We start from the raw sequence: 20,410 nt of genomic DNA on the forward strand, positions 1-20,410 counted from the left end.
ATTCGATTGGAGCGGGTAGAGGGAATCGAACCCTCGTCGGAAGCTTGGGAAGCTACTGTTCTACCATTAAACTATACCCGCTCAGAGCGGCTGACTTTGTACCAGAGTCGCCAACGAATTTGAAGTTTTCTTTTGCGTGCGATGGCTTTAAATCGCTGAAAACGGTCAATCGCGGGCGAGCGCTGCGGGTAAGTAAACGAAAACCTCAACCCGGCAGGCTCGCTCGCGACGACGCTTTTTCAAATGGCCAGTGCATGGTGATCCTGAACAAACGAGTAACGCGTTCGGCTCGCCTGCGGTGCCGGTTTCAGAAAGCCGAGCAGGGCGTTCTGGCTATCTCGGCAGGCAGCCTTGTGCTCCATGTCGAGAAAGTGTCCGGTGGCCTGCAGCGTGGTGAAGGTGCTCTGAGCCACATGGTTGCCGAACAGGCGCGCATCGTCGGCGGCGGTGTACTCGTCCCATTCTCCGTTGAGAAACAGCACCGGCACGTTGATTTTCTGCGCTGCATTCAAATAGCACAGACGATCACTGTGCAGCACGTCGCTGATGTGGAAGTGCATCTGCCCGTATTCGTGCTCGGCCAGGCTGCTGACGTGGCGGTAGTTGAAGCGCTTGAACAGCGACGGCAGGTGCTTGCCGATGGTGCTGTTGACCAGTTCACCTACCCGATCGCCATCGCGTTGGCCGAGGTAGTCGACGCCGCGCTCCAGGTAATCGAGCATGTGCGCGTTGATCACCGGAGAGAACGAGCTGATCACGGCTTTTTCGATGCGCCGAGGCTGGTGTGCGAGGGCAACCAGTGTGGCGGCGCCGCCCCAGGAAAACGACAGCACATGCTCAGCGCCGAAGTGGTCGATCAGTTCCAGCAGGATCTGCCCTTCGACTTCTTTCGTCAGATGTTTCTCGTGCAGGTTGTGGGCTTTTGACTTGCCCGCGTAGGGCTGGTCGTAGCAGACCACGTTGAATTGCGGGTGCAGGTTTTTCACAGTCTGTGCAAACGACGCAGTCGTGGCCATCGAGCCGTTGACCAGGATGATGGTCTTTTCTGCGGCGTCTGCGCGATAGAACTCCGTGTAAACCCGATACTGACCCTGTATATCCAGCACAGCGATTTCTGGCCTCATGTCATAAGACTCCTGGCAAGCAAGCGGGTATGCGCGCAAATAGAGATTGCACGAGCTTTGTGACAGGTAGGCATACGCCTGAAATTTGCTTGGCCCATGTCGATCCGGTACGGCAGGTCGACGGGTATTGTTATTGGCGGGCAGTCTGCCGGCTGAGGCGCAGCCCTGAGGGCTGTCTACCGGCAAAAAGTTTCTTAGAGGTATGTTGTGACTCGTCGGTCACATTTCGGCCGACGTCCTGATTCAAGCAGGGGGATCGGGATCGCGCAAGTGCCGTTGGTAAATTCTTTGACGACTTCTGCTGAGCGGTCGCGGCTTTAGAACAATTGAATCTCTTCGGTGCGCAAAGCGCGGTACTCGCCCGGTTTTAGCGCGTGATCGAGCAGCAACGGGCCGATGGAATCGCGGTGCAGGCGCAGGACTTTATTGTTGAAGTGACCAAACATGCGCTTCACCTGATGGTAGCGGCCCTCGACGATGCTCAAGCGCGCCGACCTTGGGCCGAGCAACTCCAGATGCGCCGGTTGCGTGGTCAGATCCTCGAAAGCAAAGTAGATCCCCTCGGCAAACGTGAGCGCATAGTGCGCGCCAATGTCCTGTTCGGTCTCCACGTAATAGACCTTCGGCAATTTGGTCTGCGGCTGGGTCAGGCGTCGCGACCAGGTGCCATCGTTGGTGATCAACATCAGCCCGGTGGTGTTGAAGTCCAGGCGTCCGGCGATGTGCAGGTCGTCTTTGTCCGGCTCATCGATCAGGTCGAGCACGGTCGGGTGTTGTGGGTCGCGGGTGGCGCTGACGCAACCTGCAGGTTTGTGCAGCATGAAGTAGCGCGCCGGTTTGCCGAGTTGCAGCACTTGGTCATCGACTTCGACGCGGCTGAACTCCAGTACATCGCTGTGGGGATCGATGACGACTTTTCCGTCAACCCGCACGCGCTTTTCCACCAGCAACAGGCGAACCTGCTGACGGTTGTAGCGGGGTAGATTGCTGAGGAAGCGGTCAACGCGCATGTTCAGGTTTCGCTGGGTGAAGGGGCGCGCATCTTACGGGATCGTCTGGCTGGCCGCTTGCAGTTGCGCCTGGACCTGCGCGCACCGTGGGCACAGGCAGGATGTGTCGCGCAGTTCGGGCGGCAATGCTTCGAGCACGGCCGGGTCGATGCTCACGCCGTAGCACCAGCAGGCGCGGTCGGCGGTGCGTGGGTCGGCCAGGCTGCAGTCGTTGCGGGTACCGCAGGCCGGGCAGAGGTCGGGTCTTGCATTGATGTCAGGCATAGGTCGAGTGGGGCATTTCCACGCAGGTGCGGTTGCGGCCGGTTTGCTTGGCCCGGTACATCGCATGATCGGCCCGGGACAGCAGGCTGTGCAAGGTGTCATCGCGTTGCAGGGTGGTGGCACCGATGCTCACCGTCAGATTTAGCGTATGGCCGTTGTAGGTATATTCGTGCTGTTCGACGTGCTGACGGATCTTCTCGGCAATGTTCTGACCGGTTTCGCCGTCGGTGTCCTTCAGCAAAACGATAAATTCCTCACCGCCCCAGCGGCAGACGATGTCGGCATGGCGCAGGCAACTCTGTAGATCCCGGGCGAAACCGATCAACACTTGATCGCCTGCCATGTGGCCGTAGGTGTCGTTCAGCACTTTGAAGTGATCGAGATCGAGCAGCAACGCGGTCAGCGGCTTGGTCTCGCGTTGCGCTTCGTGCAGGGCTTGCGCGGCCAGCAGATCAAAGCCGCGCCGGTTCGGCAGTTCGGTGAGGCTGTCGAGCGTGGCCTGGGCCTGGATTTTCGATTGAAACCGTTTGATCACACGGTTCAGCACTGCCAACACAATCAAGGTCACCAGCAGGCAAATCAGCAGATTGAGGTACAGCGACTGACGGATTTCACTCAGTGCACCGTCCTCGCGTTTATCAACGAACAGGTACCAGTTCAACTCCGGGATAAACCGCACGTTGAGGAAGTGCCCCTGACCGTGGGCGGAGTATTCGTAGCGGCCGCTGTGGGGCTTGGGCAATTGGCTGACCAGGCTTTTCATGCTGTCTATTTCGCCGAGGCTCTGGCCAATGTGCGCGCCTTCAGGTCCGCCCTGGGCACCGGTCAATACCAGCCGGCCAAAGGTGTCGACGAAGTAAACACTGCGTTGATAGCGCTGTTGGTATTTGTCGATCAGCTTGATCACCGCGTCCACCGTCAGGCCGACACCCGCCGCGCCGATGAAGCGGTTGTGGTAGTCGTAGACCTTGTAGTTGATGAAGAACGTCAGGTTGTCCTTGTTGGCCAGATCCGGGTCGACGTTGATCTCGTACGGGTCTTTCATGTCGCGCACGCGAAAGTACCAGGCGTCACGCGGCTCCTCGACCTTGACCTGCTTGAGCACGCCTTTGGCGTGGTAGTAGGTGAGGGTGCTGTTGGAGACGAAAAACGCGGTGTAGGCGCCGTAATGGGTCATGACTTCGTCGAGATAACGGGTCATCTGCTCGGGGTTCTGTTCGCCGTTTACCACCCAGTCGCGCATGAAGGTATCGCGGGACATCATCGAGGAAATCAGGATCGGCCTGACAAGGTCTTTCTGGATTTCCGAATACACGGTGTCGGACGTCAGCGGCAGTTCGGTGTTGACGATGTTGTCGCGGATCGACGTGCGCGAGGCGTAGTAGCTGAGCAACGAGGTGGCGAGGAAACCGGCGCCCAGCAGGGCGATCAGCGTCAACACCAGTGAACGTTGGGAGTACAGCGCAGAGCGATGCGGCATGGCAGATCCGTTGGCAGTGGCCCGATGGCAAACATTCTAACGGGACTGCGGGGCAAATATCTGCTCCATGTGCGGTGCGAATGGTCGTTCCTGTACTGGCCTGAAGTGGCGCCACCCCTTATCGGTGTGCGCCTGCTCGCGATGGGGCCGTGACATTCACCCATGGTGTGGCTCAAACACTGCTATCGCGAGCCGGCTCACGCCTGCCAAGGAGCGCCTCAGGCCAGGGTTTTCAGATAGGCCCGCCATCCGCCCAGATGGCTGATATCCACGGCGCCCTCCAAGCCATACGGCTCACAGATGAACCCGCTCTCCCAGCGCCCATCCGCCAGTTGCACCTTGCCCAGGCCGAGCGGGGCGGGAATACCGGTAAGGAAGGAGCCCAATTCGCTGCTCGGCAACTCCCAGACTTCCACCGCAATGGCCACACCGCCATCCTTCACCCTGACCATGCCCGGGCGCTTCGGTGGGCCACCCGCCAGGGCGTGAAGTTGATAGTCCGGCGAGCTGAGCGTGGTTTCCAGCAAGCGCCCACCCCGTTGCGTGAGCTGCCCGTTCAACGGCAAACCATCCAGATGCGCGCCGCACACCACCACGCGCGCGCGGTCATTGCGCGCCACGTTCGCAGGTGATGGCTGCGCGCAATCTTGCTGGCGCTGCAGCGCATCCGCCACGCTCAACAGGTATTGATCGGTGAACGCCCGTCCGAACAGCGTCACGCCCCACGGCAAACCATTGGCCATGAACGCGCTTGGCACGGCGACGGCGGCGTAATCGAGCAGGTTCATGAAGTTGGTGTAGTAACCGAGTTCGGAATTGCGCAGCACCGGTTCGGCGTCCAATTGCGCCAGTGTCACGGGACGGCCGAGGGTCGGGGTCAGCACGCAGTCGAGGTTTTCGAGGGCCTGATCGCAACGCGCTTTCAGGGCTTGCAGCCGATATTGGGCGCGGAAGGTCTGCACGCCCGTCACCGCCGCAGCTTTGGCCAGCACGGCGCGGATCACCGGCAAGACCGCTTGGGGATTCTCTTCCATCAATTCGCCCGCCACGCTGTAGCGCTCGGCGACCCACGGCCCTTCGTACAGCAAGCGTGCGGCTTCCAGGAACGGCGACAAATCCAGCTCGACCGCTTCGCCACCCAGGGCCTGGAGCCGGTCGATGGCATCGCCGAACAGCAGCGGGCCTTCGACGCAGCCGAAAAACTCCAGATCCTGCGCACGCGGGACCCCGAAGCGAAACGGCTGTGGCGCACCGAATGCCGAGCCGTCATTCCACGCCGGATTAGGGCGGCTGTACTCATCCCGTGGATCGAGTTTTGCGGTCAGTGCCAACAACTGACTGGCCTCGCGCGCGGTCGCGGTAAACGTGGTGACGCAATCCAGCGTCCGGCACGCCGGCAGCACCCCGGCCGTGGAGATCAGCCCTTTGCTGGCTTTCAAACCGATCAGGTTGTTCAGGGCCGCCGGCACCCGCCCTGACCCTGCAGTGTCGGTGCCCAGGGCAAAACTCGCCACGCCCAACGCCACCGCCAGCGACGAACCGGCGCTGGAACCTCCGGACGGATATTGCGGCAACACGCTGTTCGGACATGCGCCGTAGGGTGAGCGGCTGCCATTGAGGCCAGTCGCAAACTGATCGAGGTTGGTCTTGCCCAGCGGCACCGCTCCCAGCGCAATCAACTGCTCGACGATGGTCGCCGAACGCTGCGGCATATACGCGAACGCTGGGCACGCGGCGGTGGTGGGGATACCCGCCAGATCGATGTTGTCCTTGATCGCAAACGGCACGCCGTACAGCGGCAGGCTGTCGATGTCGCGGCCGTCGAGGGCGGCGAGGTACGGCTCCAGTTCTTCGACACTGAGCAAGTGGATGAACAGGTGATAGTCGGGATTCAGCGCGGCGGCTTTTTCGCGCAGTGCAGGCAGCAATGTGCGGGGTGTTGTTTCGCCCTTGATATAGGCCTGGCGCAGAACATCGAGTTGCAGATTCATGAGTTGATCCTTTTACAAATGGGTTCAGTCGAGTTCCAGCACCACGACCCGTTGACCTGCGCGCACCGCCGAACCCGGCTGCACACGAATTTCGCGTACGACGCCAGCCATTGGCGCGAGCACAGGGATTTCCATCTTCATCGATTCGAGAATCACCAGCACATCACCCGCCGCGACGCGGCTGCCAGCCTCGACTTGCACTTGCCAGAGGTTGCCGGCGATATGGCTTTCGATGCTCTGCAGGCCGTGCGCCAACGGTGCGTCCTCGGTTGATGGCGGCGCCACCTCTTCGCTGTCGAAGTGCGCCTGACCACTGGCGATCCAGCGTTCGCGCTCGGCGTTGAACGCGCCTTGTTGTTGGCTGCGAAACGCACTGATGCTGTGCGCTTCGCGGCTCAGAAAATCCTGATACTCAGCGAGGTTGAGCTGGCTGTGCTCGATGTCCAGTTCAAAACGCCCGAGGGGGAAATCCCTGCGGATGCGCAGCAACGCTTCGGCGCTGACCGGGTAAAAACGAATCTGGTCGAAGAAACGCAGCAGCCACGGTTTGCCATCGAATGCCGCCACTTCGCGGTAGCGATTCCACATCTGTAACGTGCGCCCGACGAACTGATAACCGCCCGGGCCTTCCATGCCGTACACGCACAGGTAAGCGCCACCAATACCCACCGAGTTTTCGGCGGTCCAGGTGCGTGCCGGGTTGTATTTGGTGGTGACCAATCGATGGCGGGGGTCGAGCGGAGTGGCCACCGGCGCGCCGAGGTAGACGTCGCCAAGGCCCATCACCAGATAGCTCGCATCGAACACCGTGCGCTGTACTTCGTCGAGGTCCGGCAGGTCATTGATGCGGCGGATGAACTCCAGATTGCTCGGGCACCATGGGGCATCCTTGCGCACGGTGGTCATGTATTTCTCGATCGCCAACTGACAGGCCGGGTCGTCCCAGGACAGCGGTAAATGCACGATGCGCGACGGCACCTGCAAATCCTTGGCCGCGCACACCGCGTCCCACTCCCCGGCGACGATGCCGAGCAGGTCGGCGAGTGGCAATTGCTCGGGCTGGTAGTGAACTTGCAGCGAGCGAATGCCCGGCGTGAGGTCGATCACGCCGTGCAGGGATTTGCTTTCCAAAGCTTGCATCAGGGCGTGAGCGCGGAAGCGCAGGACCAGATCGAGTTCAGGCTCGCCGATTTCCAGCAACAGGTGAGTATCCCCGCAGACTCGCGCAACAAGCCGCCGATCCCCCTGACCCAACTCCAACACCACAGGCGACACCAAACCCTGTGGGAGCGGGCTTGCTCGCGAAAGCGGTGTGTCAGGCACATCAATGTTGACGGACACGGCCTCTTCGCGAGCAAGCCCGCTCCCACAGGGGGTATCCCATTTCAGGGCGAGTTCGCGGGCGGTTTTGAGGACCACCGGGATGAACTGGATTTTATCGCCAGCCTTGAGCTGCCCTAGCTGCCACAGATCGGCTTCGATCACCGTCACCGGGCACACAAACCCGCCGAGGCTCGGGCCGTCCGGGCCGAGGATCACCGGCATGTCACCGGTGAAGTCCACGGCGCCGATGGCGTAGGGATTGTCGTGAATGTTTGAGGGGTGCAACCCGGCCTCACCACCGTCGGCGCGCACCCATTCCGGTTTCGGGCCGATCAGGCGCACGCCAGTGCGGCTGGAGTTGAAGTGCACTTCCCACGGGCTCGCGAAGAAGGTGTCGATGGCGTGTTCGGTAAAGTATTCCGGTGCGCCGTGAGGGCCGTACATCACGCGAATCTGCCGCACGGCCGGCAACACGCTGATGTGCTGCGCCGCAAGTTGTTGACCGGCGCTGCGATCGGCCAGCGCCGGTATGTGCAACACGTCGCCAGTGCGCAGCGCACGACCGCCATGGCCGCCGAACTGGCCGAGGGTGAACGTGCTTTTGCTGCCCAGATAGTCCGGCACCTGCAAGCCGCCGCGCAGGCACAGATAACTGCGCGCCCCGGCGCCGTTGATGCTGCCAAGGTTCAACGTCGCGCCCGCCGGGATCAGCAGCGCGGTGTTCATCGGCACGGTTTGACCCTCGCACGCCAAGGCAATCGGCGCCCCGGTCACCGCCACCACCGCCTCGCAGTTGAAGCGCAACATCGGCCCGCTCATGGTGATTTCCAGCGCCGCTGCGCCATCGGCATTGCCAAGCAGGCGATTGCCCAGACGCAGCGCCCGGCTGTCCATGGGCCCCGAGGGCGGCACACCGACGGCCCAGTAACCGAGGCGACCGGGATAATCCTGCACGCTGGTTTGTGTGCCGGCGCTGAGCACCTCAAAGGTATTGGCGCGATAAACCAGGTTCTCCAGGCAACGGGTCCACGGCTCACCGCTGGCGAACGGGGTGTCGAGCAGAATCTGGCGCAGGTAATCGCGGTTGGTTTCCACGCCGTACAACTGGCTGTCACTGAGCGCCTGATGCAGTTCTGTGCGCGCTTGTTCACGGGTCGGTGCCCAGGCGATGACTTTGGCAATCATCGGGTCGAAGTACGGCGGGATCTCGCAGCCAGCCTCGACCCACGTGTCGATACGCAACTGAATGCCGTTGGCCGGTGGGAATTCAACAGCCGTCAGCAGGCCCGGGCTTGGCTGAAAATCACGCCCCGGATCTTCGGCATACAAGCGCGCCTGAATGGCATGGCCGCCGGGTTTCAGGTCGCGGTACAACTCGGCGAGCGGCGCCAGCTCACCCGCGGCCAGTTCGACCATCCAACGCACCAGATCCACGCCCCAGACCTGTTCCGTGACGCCGTGCTCGACCTGCAAACGTGTGTTCACTTCAAGAAAATAGAAGCGCTGCGCCACGCTGTCGAAGACAAATTCAACGGTGCCGGCGCTCCGGTAATTGACCGCTTTGGCCAGTTTGATCGCCGCTGCACACAGCTCATCGGCCATGCCGACTGGCAGGTTGGGCGCTGGGGTTTCTTCGAGGACTTTCTGGTTGCGCCGCTGCACTGAACAGTCGCGCACACCGAGGGCGATGACTTCGCCGCGACCATCGCCGAATACCTGCACTTCCAGATGCCGGGCGCGCTGAATGTATTTCTCGATGAACACCCCGGCGTCGCTGAAGTTGTTCTGGCCCAGACGCTTGACCGCTTCGAATGAGTCGCTCAATTCGCTGGCGCTGCGGCACACGCGCATGCCGATGCCACCGCCGCCAGCGGTGCTTTTGAGCATGACCGGGTAGCCGACGTGCTCGCCAGCGATCAGCGCCGCGTCGAGGCTGTCGAGCAGTTCGGTGCCTTCGAGCATGGGGACGCCGTGCTGTTTCGCCAAAGCGCGCGCGGTGTGCTTGAGGCCGAACACCCGCAGTTGCTCCGGCGTCGGGCCGATGAAGGCGATGCCTTGGGCTTGGCACGCTTCAGCGAAAGCGGCGTTTTCCGAGAGAAAACCGTAGCCGGGATGAATCGCCGTGGCGCCGCTTTCTTTGGCAATGGCGAGGATTTTATCGACCGCCAGATAAGTGCTGGCCGCTGCACCTTCACCAAGGCTGTGGGCTTCATCGGCTTGCAGGATGTGCAGGCTGGCGGCATCGGCTTGGGCGTAAACGGCGACGCTTTTGACCTGCAACGGCGCGAGGGTGCGCAGAATGCGGCAGGCGATGGCGCCACGGTTGGCGATGAGGACTTTTTCGAACATGGCATAACCCCTGAAGGGGAAGCGGGCCGTCCCGCCGTTTTTCGACTGGCATCCGGGTCGTCCCGGATGAAAAACACGTTCTCCCAATCAGCACAAAACCCTTGTGGGAGCGGGGCGTGCGGACGGTTTCAGGCACTGCCCGGATCGGGCCTGGCATAAGGCAAACAACCAGCGGCGCAATTTCAGTTCCATACCAGCAGCTCCGCAGGGGTCGGGTTGTAGGCGTTGCACGGGTTGTTCAGTTGCGGGCAGTTGGAGATCAGCACGATCACGTCCATCTCGGCGCGCAGGTCGACGTATTTGCCCGGCGCGGAAATCCCGTCTTCGAAGGTCAGTCCACCGTCGGCAGTGACGGGGACGTTCATGAAGAAATTGATGTTCGGCCCGATGTCGCTTTTGCCCAGTCGCCCATCGTGCACGCAGGCGCGCAGGTAGTTATCGCGGCAGCTGTGCATGTAGCGTTTTTCCAGGGCGTAGCGCACGGTGTTGCTCTCTTGCGCACACGCGCCGCCGAGGGTGTCGTGGCGTCCGCAGGTGTCGGCGACGAGGGTCAGCATCGGTTTGCCCAGATTGGAATAGAGCACGCTGCCGGTGCTCAGGTAGACGCTGTTCTGCCGACGCAAGGTGCGTTGCACGTCGTAGCGTTCTTTGGGGTTGGCGAGGCTGTAGAACAAGGTGTCGATCGCCTGGTTGCCTTCCAGATCAAGAATGCGCAGGGTCTGGCCGGCCTTGACCTCCATCAGCCAGGGTTCGCCGGCAGGGATGGTCGCGCGGTAGACCGCGGTGTCGGGTCGTCTGTTTTCGCAAACGTCAGCAGTAGCGATGGCAAATGACATGGCGGCGATCCTCAGGCGAACAAACGGTCAGTGTTGATAAATCCGCGCTCGTTCTCGGGGCGCGAGGTGCGGCAGTGTTCGGCGACGCTGGCGTCGGCGTTCATCCAGCTCAGCTTCAATGGTTTTGGCGCGTAGTCCGGCGCCGGGTCCATCGGGTGTTGCAGGGCGGTGAGCACCACCAGTGTGTCCATCGGTGCGTATAACTCGATGTAGTCGCCAGCCTTGGAGTGGTCTTCGACGAAATGCAAATGTCCCGCTTGATCGACGTTCACGCGGCTGAACAGGTTGAGGGTCATCAGCAGGTCGGACAGGCCCAGCCCCCACTTGCCCAGCTCCACCAACAGGTTGTCGGTGCCATTGCGAAAGAAGCCATTGCGCAGTTCCTGATAGCGGCCCTGGCCGTACTTGTGCGCGACTTCTTCTGCGCAAAGCACACCGCCGAGGCTGTCGCTCCAGCCGCAAGTGTCGGCGGTGATGGCGGCCAGCACGCGGCCCATGTCCGAATACAGGCAGTGGCCGGTGGTGAGCTTGGCGGTGTGTTGGCATTTGAGGCTGTCGGGCAGGTTCAGCCGCTCGGTTTTTTCGTTGGCGTTGAGCAGGGTCAGGCTGACGTTGGCGCCACCGCGCAGATCGGTCAGGCGCAGCAATTGGCCACGCTTCAACACGAAGGAACGGTGACCGCCACCGGGCAGCATTTCTTCTGCGAACGGTGGGAACAGTTGGGTCGAATCAGTCATTGGCTTATTCATCGAAGCAGTCCTCTCAAGCAGTTCGAAGTGCGCCCGCCAGTGACGCCGGCAAGGCTTCGACGGCGGCGCGTTGGGCGCGGCGGTCGCTGTTCAAAGGGATGTCATAGGTGATGCGTGCGCCATAGGCGCCGGGGGCGTGCGGGTCGAGACGAACCTTGTCGAACACCAGCAGGCGAGTGCCGAGGCTGAAACCTTCGGACAGGTCATGGGTGACCATGAACACCGTCAACGGCGTCTCGCGCCACAGGTCCAGCAGCAGGGCATGCATGTCTTTGCGGATGCCTGGATCGAGTGCGCCGAACGGTTCGTCGAGCAGCAATACTCGCGGTTTCATGATCAGCGCCTGAGCAATCGCCAGCCGTTGCTGCATGCCACCGGACAGTTGCGCCGGATATTTGTCCAGCGCATGACCGAGGCCAACTTTGTGCAACAGCGCCGAAGCGTGTTCGCGTGCCTGGCGCCTGGCGCTGCCGAACAGACGCCCCAGCAGCGGCGAGTGCGGTAGCTCAAGGCCGATGACGACGTTGTCCAGCACGCTCAGGTGCGGGAACACCGAGTAGCGCTGGAACACCACGCCACGGCTGGCATCGGGCTCGCTGGCCAGCGCTTGACCGTCGAGCAGAATCTCGCCGCGACTGGCGGTTTCCTGGCCGAGCAGCAAACGCAGGAAGGTCGATTTACCGCAACCGGACGCACCGACCAGCGTGCAGAACTCGCCCTCGTTGACGTTCAGGTTCAGGCCTTCGAGCACGACCTGATCGGCGTATTGCTGCCAGACGTTTTTCACACGGATGAAGCTCATTTGGCGGCCCCTTCGTACCAGGGAAATGCGCGCCGCGTCAGGTGTTTCAAACCCCAATCCATCAGCCAGGCGAGGAGGGTGATCCACACGACGTAAGGCAGGATGACGTCCATCGCCAGATAGCGGCGCACCAGAAAAATCCGGTAGCCGAGCCCGTCGGTGGAGGCGATCGCCTCGGCGGCAATCAGGAACAACCACGCCGAACCGAGCATCAGCCGCAGCGAAATCAGCAAACGTGGCAGCAGTTGCGGCAGCACCACGCGCAGCATCAGCGTCCAGGTCGAGGCGCCGAGGGTCTGCGCCTTGATCAGCAACTCGACGGGGATTTCCCGGGCGCGCTGTTCCAGATCCCGAGCGAGTGCCGGTGTGATGCCGATCACGATCAGCATCACTTTCGACAATTCGCCCAAGCCGAAAACGATGAACAGAATCGGCAGGATCGCGAGCGGCGGCACCATCGACAGCACCGTCAGCAGCGGTGACAACGGCGCACCGAATAACGGTAAAGTCCCGGCAGCGATGCCCAGACACAGCCCGGCCAGCGCAGCGATACCGAGGCCGATGGCCAGGCGCCGCAGGCTCGAAGCGGTGTCCTGCCACAACAGGTAGTCACCGGTACGTTTGTCGGCATTGAAGGCCAGGCGTGTTACCGCGTCGCTCATTTGCACTGCGCTGGGCAGCAGTTTGTCGTTGGGGTTGTCTGCCAGTCGCTCGGCCGAACCCATGAAGTAGGCGAACAGCAGCAACGCGAACGGCAGGATCACCAGCAACAAGCGGCTCGGACGATCCGGGTGGCGATTGATCAGGCGCATGGCCAAATCCTCCGTGGCTTACAGCTTGGCGTCGGCGGCCATCTGCACGTAGGTCGGATCGAAACGCAGCTTGAGGTTGCTGGTGTCGCCGCTGGTCACACCGTTGGCGAACGACATGCCGACGGCGCTGGTGTCTTTGGCGCCTTCACCGAGCAAACCGTGCTCGAACGAAAACTCAGCGACTTTGCGCATGGTTGCCGGCAGTTGTTTGCTGGTGGCGAAACTCAGTGCTTCGCTGGGGGTGGCGAACAGTTTGGTGGTGTCCAGTTGCGACTGGAACCCGGCGAGATCGGTGCCGGAGGCTTTGGCCATGAGCTCCAGCGCGGCTGTGCTCGCAGCATTCTTGGCGTTCATCAGTTCGACGACTTCGAACCAGGCGCCCGTCAGCGCTTTGCCCAGTGCCGGGTTGTCTTTGAGGGTGGCACTGTTGACCACCATCATGTCCATGATCTCGCCGGGAATCTGGCTGGAATTGAACACTTCGGTCACCCCCGGTTTGGCCTTGATGTCCGAGAGCATCGGGTTCCAGGTAGTGACGGCGTTGACCTGTTCGGTGTTGAAAGCGGCGGAGATATCGGCGTCGGAAGTGTTGACCACTTTCAGGTCTTTCTCGGTCAGGTCCACCGAGTCCAGCGCCCGCGCCAGCAGGTAGTGCGACACCGACAGTTCGACCAGATTGACGTCCATGCCCTTGAGGTCGGCGACTGTCTTGCCCTCGCCCTTGAGGACAATGCCGTCGTTGCCGTTGGAGAAGTCGCTGACGATCAGCGCAGTACTGTCGACGCCGCCCGCCGCTGGAATGGTCAGTGCGTCCATGTTGGTCATGGTGCAGCCGTCGAACTGACCGGCGGTGTACTGGTTGATCGATTCGACGTAATCGTTGAGCTGTACGACGTCGATCTTGATCCCGTACTTCTTCGCCCATTTGTCGACGATGCCTTGGCTGCCGGCGTACTCCCATGGCATCCAGCCGGCATAAATCGTCCAGCAGACGCTGAAATGGTCTTTCTGGGCGGCGGGGGATTGGGTGCTGACAAGCGCGGCGAAGACGGCGGCGAGCAGGGCGGGTAGGCGTAGTCGTGACATGGTGGATTCTCCAGTTGATCAAGGGCGGACAGGAAGGCAACGCGGCACCGCGAACGGTGGCTTGTCTCCCGGGCTTTTGTCCCGCCGTGTAACCTCAACTGGAGGTCGCCAACTCTCGGACCAGCCACTCGCGATTGCGAGCCGGAACCCTAGTCAGCCATTGCAAATTGTGGTGCCGCGAACCTGTGATGACTCCTGCACGGGTTTGCTTAAGCGAGACGCGTGCCAAGTCGCGTCAGGCGCTCTGGCACGGGCGCGCGGCTTACCTAGTGTTGGTGGCGAGGCTGCTGAGGCGCTTTGAGTTGGTGCGCGGCTGCACCGTGATGCAGCGTGTTTGCCGCTGATCCGATGATTTTGCGCTGTTGGCACTCGGTCTGGGTTTGCCAGTCAAAACAGATGTCAGCCGGTCTGTGCCGACTGCTGTCGCGGGTCTTTCAGGAGGCCGCCATGCTTATTCAAAAAACATTGCGAAGGGTGCTGCTGGGAGCGGTGCTCGGTTTGGGTCTGTCCGGTTGCTACTACTACGCCGGGCCCTACGATGCTTATCCGTCTACCTACTACTATCCCGGCTATTACTCACCTTATTCCTACGGTGGTTATTACGCTCCGCGCTACTACGGCGGCGCGCGTTATTACCACGGTGGCTACGGCTATCGAGGCGGTTACGGACGGGGTTATCACGGCGGCGGATATCACGGTGGCCACCATTAATCAGCGGCTGAATGACAGCGTTTTCCAAATGAACAGGATTTCATCAATTACTTGTTTCAACTTGTTGCAGGAACGCACCAGATGCCGAAAACGCTGTCTGATTTTTCGACAGTCACCGATTAAATGACTGTCGCCTGCCAGCGTCGCTGGTGTGGCCAACCCGCGGTCCAGGAGGCCGCCATGTATAGACGAATTCTTCTACTTGCTGCGATGATGTTTTCCGTTGCCGGTTGCGTCCCGTACTCCTACGCGGACTCGTATTACAGCTCAGAGGTCTACACATCACCCGCACCGGCCTACTACAACACGGGCGGCACGTATTACAACGGTGGCAGCACGTATTACGCGCAGCCTCGCTACTACCAGCCGGCCCCGCGGTATTACCAGCAACCGCGCTATTACCAATCGGCGCCGCGTTACTACCAGCCGGCTCCACGTTATTACGAAAGCCGTCGCTGGCACGACAACGATCGCGGGCGTTGGGATGGCCATCGTCGCGGCGGTTGGGATAACGATCACCGCGGTCGCGGTAACTATGACCGACACAGCGGGCGTGGTGACCATAACGGGCGTGGCAACCGATGGTAATCACCCGCCAACAAAAAGCGGCGCATAAAGCGCCGCTTTTTTGTGCCCGGAATATCGTCAGGATGCAGCCGCAACGGTAAACGCAGGATTAATGGCCATAGCAGGCTCGGCGCCGGAACTGAATACTCATCGACTAGGGTCCGGTTTAATCGCTATATCAGGCACTGGCTTATAGGAAAGGCCGTAATCAACCAGCAATTCTTCACCCTTCCTGATGTCATTCAGCGCCACGTAAAACGTCAGGTTTTTCCCCACTGCGATGGAAATGACGTTATTCGAGCGCCACGCCGGCCCACCGCCCAATTGCGAGGTATTGATCAGGCTCAGGTTGTTGCCCGTGTGCAGCGCACTCACCGAGCGATTGCCCGACCGTGTGCCGAACAAGTAGGTCAGTACAGCCCTTGAACCTTGTTTGCGTATTTCCTGAAACAACGACGCTTCTGATTCATGGAATTTGCCTGCGTACGGTCCTAGCACTTCAAATTTGGCAATATCGCGTCGTGCCCACACTGACGCGCCGCGATTGGGCCCACCGTCATCCAGTGCCGTGAACACTTCCAGAGTTTGATCAAACCGTGATTGATGCCGTCCTTCGGTACGCAACCAGTCTTTGATCGATTCCTTGATCTGGCTTGAAACGTTTTTTTTGCTTGCGTTATCGAGACCGTCAAGCAGGCCATTCCAGTGGGCGATACGGATGTCATCTATCGGCCCTTCGAGGGATAAAGTCCGGCTGATTGTCGGGTTTCGCGGGTCCTGCAGAATCGGCAGGTTGTTGTCGACCTGATGAGGCAACGACGAGGAGATCCCTGGTTCAACTTTGATAGCGACAGGCAAGATGTCCGAAGAGGGACCCGGAACTTCTGCGACACGGTCTGGCGTGTCGGCGGGTCTTTTCGGCGGCGGTGACTCCAGTGAGGCCGGCGCCGGACGCTTTTGTGGCGTACTCGTTTCAGCTTGTTGGCCTTCAAGGCGTGGCATGGAGCTTTGCCCCGAATGGCCTGCAACCTTGCGAATCATGGACTGCCCCCTTGGCCCAAGACTGCCATCGACCCGGACATAATTGTAAAAAGTGTTCGGATAAAGATGATGATGACCGACAAATCCTTCGATGGTCATTGTGTCTCGCTCTTGCTGAGACATGTTTTGCCACGCAAGAACATGTGTTTCTTCCGGCTGGTTAAACGGTAAGTCGTCAGGACGGTCACGCACTAATACGCCAGTCGCGCTCAACTCGCCGTCGGGCTTCACGTAGTACTCGAATGTTTTCCGAGGCAGGTTGTTCTCTCGGGCAAACCCCTTGCGTGTGAGCCTCTGTCGCTCCGCTTGCGGTAATGCCTCCCAGTCCCGCAAATGTTCGGCAATGACCCTTTGCTTACGCACTCTCGAAGTCCGGCCTGTCAGTTGGGTGGACATTTCAGGAGGCAAGGCATTTTTGATACGGTGCAAGGCTGCGGTTCTGAGGGATCCATCGACTTTGACGTTCGCCTGCCATGTAGCAGGATTGAATGCGTGTTGACGGATGAATTCCTCTGCCGTGAGGGTGTTATCGCGCTGCCCGGAAAGCACCCACCACTGACGTAAATGTTCATCGGTCAAAGTCTTGTAGGTGCCACCGGCCGCTCGGTGCATCAAGGATTGTCCGGTTGGTTTCAGGCTTCCATCGGCATGTACATAGCCCGCAAAAGTCTCCGGGTGAAGAAAATGAAGACCGGAAAATCCTTGAGTTGTGATGGTGTCACGTTCTTGCTGGGTCAAGTTTTGCCAGGCACGGACATGCGTTTCGCTGGTCCTGTTGAAGGCTTTGTCTGTCGGACGGTCACGCACGAGTACGCCGGTTTCACTCAATTGGCCGTCAGGCTTCACGTAGTACTCAAATGTTTTTCGCGGCAGATTGTTCTGCAGCGCAAAGCCGTCACGCGTCAGCTTCTGCTGCTCTGCTTGAGGCAGCGCCTCCCATTGCCGCAGGTGCTCGGCAGTGACCCTTCGAGTCTTGCCCTTCGGAACCCGGCCGGGCCAGTCGATTTCCGGAACTCTCTGCGTATCAGGTTGCTGATCCGGGACAGGTTGATCGGTGTTTTTTTTCACCTTGTCCAGACGTTTGATCGCCTCCTCTGTCAGCGACCCATCCTGCCTGACATGTTTTCGCCATATGTTGGGGTTGAGCTGATGTTGATGCATGAACTGCGCTTCTGTCACCGTGTTGCCCGGTTGCCTGAAGAGCACATTCCACTGGTGTAAATGGTCATAACCGAATTTGTTATAGGCACCACCGGCCGCGCTGTGCAGCAGCGCTTCGCCGGCCGGCCCCAAGCGACCGTCGGCTCTTGCGTAACTTCTGAAGGTTGCCGGGTTGAAGTGATGCAGACCGGCAAATCCCCCCATGGTCATTTCGTCACGGGCTTTCTGCGTCATTTTCTGCCATTCACGGACATGCGCTACGTTCGGCAGATTGAAGGCTGTATCTGCGGGTCGGTCACGCACCAGCACGCCGGCAGCGCTCAATTCACCGCCAGGCTTGACGTAGTACTCAAATGTATTTCGCGGCAGTAGATACTGTCGGGCAAAGCCGCCGCGGGTAACTTGATGCTGTTGCGCCGGGGACAATGCTTCCCACATCCGTAAATGCAATGCACTAATCTCCCGTCCACCCCCTTGCGCGCCCAGTCGTTGCCACTGGTCACCGCGGAGATGCTGGATCAGCAATTCGGTTTGCCGGTTGCGGTGATAGACCCGCGCCTGCACGACGCCATCTTCACTGCGAGTGACTTGCCTGACCTCGTACACCGCTGTTTTACCGCTGCTATCGGTATGGCGTATGTGGGAGAGATGCCCGTCGGCGGCAACATATATCCCTTGGCCGTTGCGCGAGAGCCCGGCAATGCTGGATTCGGGCACACTGAAGTGACTGAACAGAGCATGGCTCAGCTCGTGCAACTCATCGAGGTATGAAGTGAGCACTTTACCGGCGACCGCCTGGGTGGTGACTGCAAACTCCTCGATCGGACTGCCGTAAGGTCGCATCGTGTCGGCATCAAATGAATACCATTGACCGTTCTTCAATACAGCTGCGCCTTCCACAGTCTGGCCGGCGACTTTTACGGTGCCCGTTGCCGCTGCGTCATACTGTTTGCTGACAGCTTTCAATACTTCGTAACTGTCGGCAGCGCCCCTGAGCCGGTTGACGGTTTTGGCGCCTTTGGACAGTAGATAAAGGCCACCGGTCCCCACCAGTCTGGCCAGATCACCCAAGCCGCCCACCGGGTTGAGCACATCGATTGTGGCGACGCCGATGACATGGACGGTCTTCAAGGCCTTGGCTCCAGTGGAGAGCGCAGTGCTGCCGATCCTGATCAGTTTTCCTGCAGTGGCGGCGCCCGCCGTGAGAAAACCGAATATATCCACGGTGAGATCAAACACCGCCGCGCCATAGTTGCCCTGCTGAAAATTGACAATGGCTGATCGGAAGGGGATCAGGTTCAACAAAAACTCACCCAGCGGTTTGGGCTGGTAATACTCGTCCATGGGTGTCTGCCCGCGGGCCAGCGCTCTGATTGCGGGATCATCCAGATCGAGATGTTGCACAAAGGCGTCGGCAATCGCACGGGACCGAGCGCTGCTGAAACTGTTAAAAAGTGATTCGCTCAACGCGCGCTCACGCCCCAGCTCACTTGCCGCCTCACGGGGGATAAGCTCTCTGGTCGTAAAATATTTGTTGGCTTCCCTTGATTCCCGGTGCTTTGCCCTGTGCAGGGCTGTTCGTTCAATCGTGTCTTTATTGATATTGATTTCATACGCCCGAAGGTTGCCGCTCAGCTCCGTTCTGATGAGCAGTCCGGGCTCGTTCGGGCAAGGAGTATGATTAAAGAAACCATCTGACACATATGAACCTTGTTGGAAGAAACTGATTTTTCCAAACTCGAAGTTCTTTTTGTCCTCCAGTGGGAGCAGGCAGATCATGTGCCTGACCGTTGTATTGACGGCGGCTTTTTTATCCTCGATGGCGCGCGTGAACTGCTGCTCGAAAGCTTCCTGCACTCCAAACGTCGGGTTGTTATTCAATGCCTCCAACGGGATGCGGGCATCAATGGATGCCAGCGGCCGCGGATTGGGCAAATCCATCATCGCGTAATCCTGTAGCGAATGAATGCCACTGAAACCCGACTGCCCACTCTCGCCGCGATACGTATCCGTGTGGAGTGCCTTGACCTCGAAAAGCGTGCCCAGATCGCCAAATCGCTCTATCAATACGGCCAGGGCAATGTCTTTTCGTGTCGGTAATTCTTTGTCCAGTATTCTGGCGGCAACAAGCCGCTCATCAAGCTCCTGGTTAAATGCCACCCTTATCGTTTCAAGTTGTCCGGCGGGGTAGTTTTCAGCGTGCCGTTTCAGAATGATTTGGTTGGCGACAGCCCAATCGAGCAATACGGCTGCCTGAATGCGCTGGCTGGATGCAGGGTCAACCAGGCGAGCACTTTCAGACTGACTCATGATCTGGGCAAACGACATGCCGGGGACTTTGCCCGGTGTTTGAGTCTCGATGGTCATTGCCGCAATGGTCAGGTTCGCCCATGCCAGACTGCCAACTTTTACATTCCCGGGTATGTCCTCAATCAGAAATTGCGGTGCCGACCTGCCCAGCAAAAGGTACGCACCGGCTTTCGCCAGGGCAGCGCTGGTTCTACCTTCCCGGCTCAAGTGATCAGCCAGGTTATCTGCGACTTCAGAGGCGCGCCGGCCCCAATGCTGATCACTGGCCAGATCAAAATCGGCAGTTTTGCGCCGATCAGGGGCAGTGATCGATTCGGGGTCCAGTTGCAGTGTGATGCCTGCCAGCAGGTAATCCATCGCACTGCTTTCGCTGTCGATACCCTGCATTCTTCGTTGCAGCGCATTGCCCATCAGTTGCCCTTGCGCGGAGCCGATCAGGATTTCGAGTATCCGGGCAGGATCGTTCGCGATGTTATCCGGGAGTGGGCAGCGATAACGCAGAAACTCCAGCGCACCACCCTGGGTCTGCATCACCAACGGCTGGTCGCCCAAGTGGTGCGCATGATTCATCGTAATCAGGCGCAAGCGCCGTTGTTCGTCTGGATTCAGTGGAATCGGCCAGGACAACGCCCCACCCCAATTGCCTAAGGGGGGCTCAATCGTGCTGTCAGTGACAGCCGGCAGCGCTTCGATGCCTTCAGGTTCATCGGGGGGGAGCGGTTGTGTCAGCGAAGGTGTGCGTTCTAGGGTGTTGCCCGTCATGAGACTGTCCATAGTCAAAGAGTCGTCCTTGG

14 protein-coding genes, 1 tRNA gene and 1 riboswitch are annotated in these 20,410 nt (G+C 59.8%); of the genes, 2 read left to right on the forward strand and 13 right to left on the reverse strand.

The window, feature by feature from the left end; all coding sequences use genetic code 11:
• Positions 1–7: 7 nt before the first annotated feature.
• The 12 genes from ACIOWA_RS01145 to ACIOWA_RS01200 form a co-directional block, all read right to left on the reverse strand.
• A tRNA-Gly gene (locus ACIOWA_RS01145) sits at positions 8–81 on the reverse strand.
• A gap of 158 nt (positions 82–239) precedes the next feature.
• On the reverse strand, positions 240–1,124 hold the full coding sequence (locus tag ACIOWA_RS01150) for an alpha/beta hydrolase (RefSeq protein WP_339430718.1): 885 nt from the start codon (positions 1,122–1,124) through the stop codon (positions 240–242).
• 317 nt (positions 1,125–1,441) lie between these two features.
• The gene (locus tag ACIOWA_RS01155; RefSeq protein ID WP_339430719.1) at positions 1,442–2,134 is read right to left on the reverse strand and encodes a pseudouridine synthase; all 693 of its coding nucleotides are present in this window, start codon (positions 2,132–2,134) and stop codon (positions 1,442–1,444) included.
• 33 nt (positions 2,135–2,167) lie between these two features.
• A complete protein-coding gene (locus ACIOWA_RS01160) occupies positions 2,168–2,398 on the reverse strand; it encodes a cysteine-rich CWC family protein (RefSeq protein ID WP_401157767.1) in 231 nt (76 codons plus the stop codon).
• Positions 2,391–3,878, reverse strand: a complete 1,488-nt coding sequence (locus tag ACIOWA_RS01165; protein WP_401157769.1) for a diguanylate cyclase — start codon at positions 3,876–3,878, stop codon at positions 2,391–2,393. The genes ACIOWA_RS01160 and ACIOWA_RS01165 overlap by 8 nt, the downstream gene beginning before the upstream one ends.
• 218 nt (positions 3,879–4,096) lie before the next feature.
• On the reverse strand, positions 4,097–5,869 hold the full coding sequence (gene atzF, locus ACIOWA_RS01170) for an allophanate hydrolase (RefSeq protein ID WP_401157771.1): 1,773 nt from the start codon (positions 5,867–5,869) through the stop codon (positions 4,097–4,099).
• A 24-nt stretch (positions 5,870–5,893) separates the two neighbouring features.
• Positions 5,894–9,541 (reverse strand): urea carboxylase, encoded by a 3,648-nt coding sequence (uca, locus tag ACIOWA_RS01175; protein WP_401157773.1) that lies wholly within the window; start codon positions 9,539–9,541, stop codon positions 5,894–5,896.
• A 182-nt stretch (positions 9,542–9,723) separates the two neighbouring features.
• Positions 9,724–10,377: an urea amidolyase associated protein UAAP2 gene (locus tag ACIOWA_RS01180; protein WP_401157775.1), complete on the reverse strand. Its 654-nt coding sequence runs from the start codon at positions 10,375–10,377 to the stop codon at positions 9,724–9,726.
• Between the two features lie 11 nt (positions 10,378–10,388).
• Positions 10,389–11,114 carry an urea amidolyase associated protein UAAP1 gene (locus tag ACIOWA_RS01185; protein ID WP_339430725.1) on the reverse strand — a complete coding sequence of 242 codons (726 nt, stop codon included), beginning with the start codon at positions 11,112–11,114 and terminating at the stop codon, positions 10,389–10,391.
• Between the two features lie 25 nt (positions 11,115–11,139).
• Positions 11,140–11,928 (reverse strand): ABC transporter ATP-binding protein, encoded by a 789-nt coding sequence (locus tag ACIOWA_RS01190; protein ID WP_339430726.1) that lies wholly within the window; start codon positions 11,926–11,928, stop codon positions 11,140–11,142.
• A complete protein-coding gene (locus ACIOWA_RS01195; RefSeq protein ID WP_339430727.1) occupies positions 11,925–12,740 on the reverse strand; it encodes an ABC transporter permease in 816 nt (271 codons plus the stop codon). Before ACIOWA_RS01195 ends, ACIOWA_RS01190 begins: the two co-directional genes overlap by 4 nt.
• Positions 12,741–12,758: 18 nt before the next feature.
• On the reverse strand, positions 12,759–13,826 hold the full coding sequence (locus ACIOWA_RS01200) for a putative urea ABC transporter substrate-binding protein (RefSeq protein WP_401157777.1): 1,068 nt from the start codon (positions 13,824–13,826) through the stop codon (positions 12,759–12,761).
• A gap of 63 nt (positions 13,827–13,889) precedes the next feature.
• Positions 13,890–13,990, reverse strand: a riboswitch (guanidine-I (ykkC/yxkD leader).
• Positions 13,991–14,273: 283 nt separating this feature from the next.
• Here ACIOWA_RS01200 and ACIOWA_RS01205 point away from each other — a divergent pair.
• Both ACIOWA_RS01205 and ACIOWA_RS01210 read left to right on the forward strand, forming a co-directional pair.
• Positions 14,274–14,537 carry a hypothetical protein gene (locus ACIOWA_RS01205; protein WP_093438415.1) on the forward strand — a complete coding sequence of 88 codons (264 nt, stop codon included), beginning with the start codon at positions 14,274–14,276 and terminating at the stop codon, positions 14,535–14,537.
• Positions 14,538–14,717: 180 nt separating this feature from the next.
• Positions 14,718–15,125 (forward strand): hypothetical protein, encoded by a 408-nt coding sequence (locus tag ACIOWA_RS01210; RefSeq protein WP_194933739.1) that lies wholly within the window; start codon positions 14,718–14,720, stop codon positions 15,123–15,125.
• 126 nt (positions 15,126–15,251) lie between these two features.
• Here ACIOWA_RS01210 and ACIOWA_RS01215 read toward each other — a convergent pair whose 3' ends face one another.
• A complete protein-coding gene (locus tag ACIOWA_RS01215) occupies positions 15,252–20,378 on the reverse strand; it encodes an SET domain-containing protein-lysine N-methyltransferase (protein WP_401157780.1) in 5,127 nt (1,708 codons plus the stop codon).
• Positions 20,379–20,410: the final 32 nt, after the last annotated feature.

Source organism: Pseudomonas sp. NPDC087614 (genome assembly GCF_044743485.1).
GTDB lineage: Bacteria > Pseudomonadota > Gammaproteobacteria > Pseudomonadales > Pseudomonadaceae > Aquipseudomonas > Aquipseudomonas baetica_A.

What these genes read in the sequence shown, in the direction of transcription:
- ACIOWA_RS01195 (WP_339430727.1), bottom strand. Translation starts at nt 12,740, where the DNA reads ATGCGCCTGATCAATCGCCACCCGGATCGTCCGAGCCGCTTGTTGCTG.
- ACIOWA_RS01150 (WP_339430718.1), bottom strand. Translation starts at nt 1,124, where the DNA reads ATGAGGCCAGAAATCGCTGTGCTGGATATACAGGGTCAGTATCGGGTT.
- ACIOWA_RS01205 (WP_093438415.1), top strand. Translation starts at nt 14,274, where the DNA reads ATGCTTATTCAAAAAACATTGCGAAGGGTGCTGCTGGGAGCGGTGCTC.
- ACIOWA_RS01200 (WP_401157777.1), bottom strand. Translation starts at nt 13,826, where the DNA reads ATGTCACGACTACGCCTACCCGCCCTGCTCGCCGCCGTCTTCGCCGCG.
- ACIOWA_RS01165 (WP_401157769.1), bottom strand. Translation starts at nt 3,878, where the DNA reads ATGCCGCATCGCTCTGCGCTGTACTCCCAACGTTCACTGGTGTTGACG.
- ACIOWA_RS01210 (WP_194933739.1), top strand. Translation starts at nt 14,718, where the DNA reads ATGTATAGACGAATTCTTCTACTTGCTGCGATGATGTTTTCCGTTGCC.
- ACIOWA_RS01185 (WP_339430725.1), bottom strand. Translation starts at nt 11,114, where the DNA reads ATGACTGATTCGACCCAACTGTTCCCACCGTTCGCAGAAGAAATGCTG.
- ACIOWA_RS01155 (WP_339430719.1), bottom strand. Translation starts at nt 2,134, where the DNA reads ATGCGCGTTGACCGCTTCCTCAGCAATCTACCCCGCTACAACCGTCAG.
- ACIOWA_RS01180 (WP_401157775.1), bottom strand. Translation starts at nt 10,377, where the DNA reads ATGTCATTTGCCATCGCTACTGCTGACGTTTGCGAAAACAGACGACCC.
- ACIOWA_RS01190 (WP_339430726.1), bottom strand. Translation starts at nt 11,928, where the DNA reads ATGAGCTTCATCCGTGTGAAAAACGTCTGGCAGCAATACGCCGATCAG.
- ACIOWA_RS01160 (WP_401157767.1), bottom strand. Translation starts at nt 2,398, where the DNA reads ATGCCTGACATCAATGCAAGACCCGACCTCTGCCCGGCCTGCGGTACC.
- uca (WP_401157773.1), bottom strand. Translation starts at nt 9,541, where the DNA reads ATGTTCGAAAAAGTCCTCATCGCCAACCGTGGCGCCATCGCCTGCCGC.
- atzF (WP_401157771.1), bottom strand. Translation starts at nt 5,869, where the DNA reads ATGAATCTGCAACTCGATGTTCTGCGCCAGGCCTATATCAAGGGCGAA.
- ACIOWA_RS01215 (WP_401157780.1), bottom strand. Translation starts at nt 20,378, where the DNA reads ATGACGGGCAACACCCTAGAACGCACACCTTCGCTGACACAACCGCTC.